The organism is Loktanella sp. DJP18, from assembly GCF_049310965.1.
Classification (GTDB): domain Bacteria; phylum Pseudomonadota; class Alphaproteobacteria; order Rhodobacterales; family Rhodobacteraceae; genus Loktanella.
In genome coordinates this window covers 1-4,916 of the sequence record NZ_JBMERN010000194.1, presented here as the reverse complement: position 1 = coordinate 4,916, position 4,916 = coordinate 1, and the positions used below count along the sequence as shown (strand labels likewise).

The 4,916-nt window shown below is 56.7% G+C and carries 4 protein-coding genes and 1 pseudogene; all 5 read right to left on the bottom strand.

Annotation, left to right across the window (positions count from 1 at the left end; translation table 11 throughout):
- Positions 1-655: pseudogene (locus ACOI1H_RS23535) on the bottom strand (hypothetical protein); the annotation flags it as partial.
- A complete protein-coding gene (locus ACOI1H_RS23530) occupies positions 642-2,987 on the bottom strand; it encodes a hypothetical protein (protein ID WP_422440602.1) in 2,346 nt (781 codons plus the stop codon). The gene ACOI1H_RS23530 and the pseudogene ACOI1H_RS23535, both read right to left, overlap by 14 nt.
- A 140-nt stretch (positions 2,988-3,127) precedes the next feature.
- Complete coding sequence (locus tag ACOI1H_RS23525) at positions 3,128-3,337, bottom strand: MerR family transcriptional regulator (RefSeq protein WP_422440601.1); 210 nt, start codon at positions 3,335-3,337, stop codon at positions 3,128-3,130.
- A 144-nt stretch (positions 3,338-3,481) separates the two neighbouring features.
- Complete coding sequence (locus tag ACOI1H_RS23520; protein ID WP_422440600.1) at positions 3,482-4,417, bottom strand: hypothetical protein; 936 nt, start codon at positions 4,415-4,417, stop codon at positions 3,482-3,484.
- A partial coding sequence (locus ACOI1H_RS23515; protein ID WP_422440599.1) for a tyrosine-type recombinase/integrase occupies positions 4,410-4,916 on the bottom strand: 507 nt, incomplete at its 5' end. The genes ACOI1H_RS23520 and ACOI1H_RS23515, both read right to left, overlap by 8 nt.

The following is a 4,916-nucleotide window of genomic DNA, read 5'->3' as shown; positions in this document are numbered from 1 at the left end:
TAGGGATATGAGCGCGTGAGCGTTTGGGAGCGGCTTGTTCCTTGTTCCAGGCGATCCGTGCCGCGTGTGGCGTCATCCCGAAGTTTGACAGGACGGCGGCGATCACGTCAAAGGCACCCTTGGCGCTGGTGTCGATCACTTCCACGCCCCGCGCCTGCATCATGTCGGCAAGGGTCGGCTCAAAGCTGCTGAAGGCCCCGGCCTCATCTATAGGCAGGGGCAGGGGTACGCTGGTCAGAATGTCGATTTGCAGCGGCCTATCTGCGGTGCGGTTGACGCCTCGGCCACGTCCAACCGTTTGCAACAATTCGCCTTCGCAGATCGTCCAGCGGATAGCCTCGGCCATCGGGTGCGGGTGCTGGTCTGCGCCAAAGACCGGCTCTTGCCCCTTGCCGCCTAGGCTCTGCACTTGCGGCCCTGCGGTGCCGTCTGCCAGTGTCAGGGCGGCGGGTGTCTTGTCGTACCATCCGGGCAGGCGATCGATCCCGTCACCAAGGATCAACTCGGCCCGTGCTTCTACATCGCAAGGCGCGGGCTGTGTCCGTCCAATCTGAATAATCAGGCGGGCATCTTTGTATCGGTCCACCCCTGACAGGGCGTTGAAGTGCAGGGTTTCCACCCCCTTCATCGTGCCAAGGGCTTCAATCACGGCCATTTGCGCCACGACCAAGACAAGCCCGTCGTGCTGCTGTGCGCGATGCTCGATGTAATGGCGCAGACGGCGGCGCAGGTTCCGGTTGGGGCCAGACGGTGCGTAGCAATTCTGGTTTGATCGTCGCGCGGGTGCAAATCGTCGGCACCTTCCAGCCTGCCCCAAGTTCGTTTTTCCAGCGCATCCGAATTGCGGTGAACGTGTCGCCCTCGGGGGTCTGCGCCGTGTAAACCTGCAACCCCGGCACGATCTTTGCCCCGGTGTCTTTTGCCGTCCTGACCATATCCAGCAACCGCGCAAGGCGCAGGGCGTGGGTGTTGTTTCTCGCCACGCGGGCCAGTTCTGCGGCCAACTGCTTAGGCGGGGTCAGGGGGTTACAATTGGGGGTCAGCATGGCGGCAAAGGCAGCTTTCCGCGCCACGGTCACTTCAACGGCGGTCGCTGCAATATCGTCAGCCGCGATCCGGCCTGCCATGTGTATCGTGGCCCTTGCGGCCTTTGCAATGCTGTCAGCAACGGCCACAAAATCTGCGTTCTGATAGAGGGACAGGCCTCGCATGGGGCTGGTCAGATCGTCCAGGGACAGCTTGTAGGGCAAGGCGTCAAAGCCTCCGAAAAGCCCCTGTGATGGATCTTCATCAACGATCAACGCGGCAGGTGTTCCGATGCAAGCGGGCGGGTCACGCCACAAGACGGCATGGGGAACAATCCAGATTGCGGCCCGTGTCTTTCGCTGTCGCTGGTAGCCGCAAGTCGCCTTAAACGGGCAGTCGATCCCCGCTTGTGTGCAGAGTGTGCTTTCGACATCGCAACCTGACCTTTGAACCTCATGGGCTTCAGCCTGTCGCCAGCACATCTTGAAACCGGGGGTCAGTGGGTCGTCTTGATCCCGGCCTTTGTAAACCTCGGCTGTCACGCCAGCTAATTGCATGTCCGCTTTGATTTGGTCTGCCAGATCGTGACGCGGCACCGCCATGACGATCGGTTTTTTCGTGCCTGTCATGGGCAAGGTTTCAGATAATTCCTGGATTGCCACCTTTGCGGCGGTGCTTTTGCCCACGCCGGTCGTAACCAGTGCTGCCCCGGCATAGGGAACGGGGGGCAAATCATCGGTGCCGTTCTGGGGGTCCAGTGCGTTCCATGCCCTTCCTGCGGCCTGCCAAGCCTTAAATGCAGCGGCAACGGTATCGCGGGCGGCTTCAAGGGTGCCGCGTGGCAGGGCATAGCGGGGCTGCACCTTGGGTGCGGCGGGCGCAGCTGATGGCGGTGCTGGGCGCGGCCTGACCTCTTGCGCATAGGCCCGGACTGCGGCGCTCTTGTCGCCCCCATGCTCGAAGTAGGCAAACAGGTCGAAGGCATCGCCCCGGTGGTTCCCGTTCCTGGTCGGCTGTCCAACGCCGTGATTTGCGGCCCATGCCGAAACCGCAACCCAATGGTCGCCAAAGTCACGGGTGCTGAATGATCCCGACTCAGAAAGCGGACTTTTCCAGTCCTTGCCGCCTCGGTCACGCTCAAAACCATAGCGGGCCAGCATGTCGGCAATCGGGTGATGCTGGTTGAAGTGTTCGATAGGCTCGAAGTCGTCGCCAGTCGCCTGGACGAGTGCCAGCTTGCGGGTGCGGTATTCCTCGACTCTCTGCGCTGCGTCTTGACGGTCACGTTCTGCCTGCGCCTGCATGGCTTCCCGGCGCATGATGATCGGGTGGTCGGCTGTCAGCACAAGCACCGCGCCGGGGGTGGAGTGTTCCTGATAGAATAGCGACAATCCGTCCGGGCCACGCTTTGCCGGCGGTACGTTTGGCAAGAAAACAGGCTGACCAGCGCGGGCAAGGGCGGGATCGCAGACAATGCCGCAATCCTCCAGAGCAGCAAAAAGGCTCTTTTGGGTGTCGGGATAGTCAGCGCCGAGGATAACCTCGGCCAGCGGTATCAACACTCGCCATTTGCGCAGATCAGGCGTTGCAGATGATGACGAATAGATCAGGGACGCAACCGGCCCCAGAACGGCTCCCAAAGCCCGCGATACCTCGGCAAGGGTCGGGTTGCCCCTGTCAATATCAACGGCCAACATCCCGAATTGCCCACGTTCCCTCTGGGCATCATGGCTGCGCCCGTCGCATGCGGTATAGATCGAAGGGATGACAAACTGCGCCTGCACCTTTTCGGCGGCGGCGGGGGCTTTTGCCAACTGGACGATTTCGCGCCAAGTGATCCCACGATAAGGCGTCCCGGCGCGTGGGCTGCGGTTCGGCACACCTGTTGCCAGCGTAATCGCGTGACTGTCATGCTGTCCAAAGGCGGTCAGGAACCCAAGCGCGTCGGGTCGCGGATCCACGGTCTTTACTTGATAGGAAAAATTTCCCAAAAAGTCGCGATCGGCTTGAGATGATATTGCAGTATCGGTGACATCGCATTTCTGCAAAAGCCACGAGAACTCATGCGCCTCTTTGCTGGCGACTTTGCCAACAAGCTTATTCACGATCCCACTTTACCGGGTTCTGTTTTGCGGGCTTCCGCCCAAGCGTTCAAATCAGAACCGCGATAGATGATCTTGCGGCCGAGCTTGTAGTACGCCAGTCCAAAACACTTGTGCCGCCATTGCGCAAGCTTGTCCCGGTCCGCAATGAGGTTTAATTCGTCGTCACCTAGGACGTAATTTCGGTTCTGGTCGAATAGGGTGGTCATCTTGCATCCCTTTAGGATTGCTACTGATGACACCGCATTATGTTCAGGAAACTCTAAAGTGGAACATGGACTTACTAGACAGGAGCCTTTTCACAGATCTCACAGAATCAGGAGGATTCTGAAAAATCCGATAAAGGCTACAGCCTATTTTCGCGCCTGAATGCGCTCCAATGCCTTGATGATATCAAGCCTCCTATCCTCGATGACGTTCCTTAAAAACCACTCGACGCTGTATGGTTTACCAGATCGTACAAAGCTATCAGGCCGCGCGTCTAGGGCTACTTTGCGCAACTCATGCGCCTGAATTTCAGGTGGGGCAAACATGATCATTGGGCCAACTCTCACAGCTAAGTCCACAAACATACCAACACAAAAGTTCCGCAGCTCCTCGGCTTTTTTCTGAGTTGCGGAAGCTCCCAGTTGCCGCCGTTGCTGGCTCTCAGTTAAGGATCTGTAGTATGTTGAAAGTTCGCCTTCGTAAGCTTGTTTGACGCAAAGCTCTTTGTAAAGTTCGCCGATCAGAAAGGCATTTTCCAGTGGAACCGGATATTCGCGGAAAAACTCAAACAATATTCGCGCTAGATACCAATCAGGCGATAGCATTCTTCCCTCATCACAAATATCCTTAACGATTAACCATAGGGCGGTGGCCAATCTGTCTTGGTCAGCATTTTCAGCGTCTGAAAGGGTGGCTTCTGTATAAATAGGTAAGCCATCGAAGCCGACTATTTGAAAATCCTCCCACGCTTCGAGATATGCGCCCTCCCGTTGCCCTTCTGCTACCGCACCAAATGACTCGCCTGCCTTAACATCTTTAGGGAAATACTTGGTTCCAGCAAGCGCCCTAGCGCAAACATTTATGGTAGTATTGAGATCTTTTTCAAGAGTATCGGATAGGATATAGTCAGGAATATCCCATAGGGCTTCATCATCTTGCTTGTCGTAAAATGCCATCGAAGACGTCAGATGGCTTACACCGGCTTGAGTATGGAACTGCGCGATATGCTTAAAACCAAGAAAATTAATTCCAGTGTCACTATTAATTAATTTTGAGTTCTTCTTTTCAAAATCACTAGTCAAAAGAGACAACCTCGCCAGTCTGTGCTGATACGAACTTAGACCAAAGCTCCATCAACGCCCGCCGCTTTTCCAAGAGATCGGATCGCGCGTAGGCCCGCTCGACGTTCGATCCGACCCGATGAGACAGGCTCATCTCAGCAATCTCCCGCGGTGCGCTAGCGACTTCGGCCGACCAATCGCGAAACGTCGCTCTGAACCCGTGCACCGTGACACCTTCGGCGTCCATCCGCCGCAGAAGCATGAGCATCGACATATTCGACAGAGGCTTGTGACGCTTTTGCCCCTCAAAGACATACTCCGATTGCAGCGCTTTCAACGGCTCAAGAATCGCCAACATTTCATCCGTTAGGGGAACGCGATGTTCCTCCCCTGTTTTCATACGATCTTCGGGGCACAACCACAGCCGTTGATCAAAATCGATTTCCGTCCAGCGCATCCCCAGAACTTCACTGGTCCGCGATCCGGTCAGGCAGGTGAAGCGCAGGGCAATCGCGTTTGG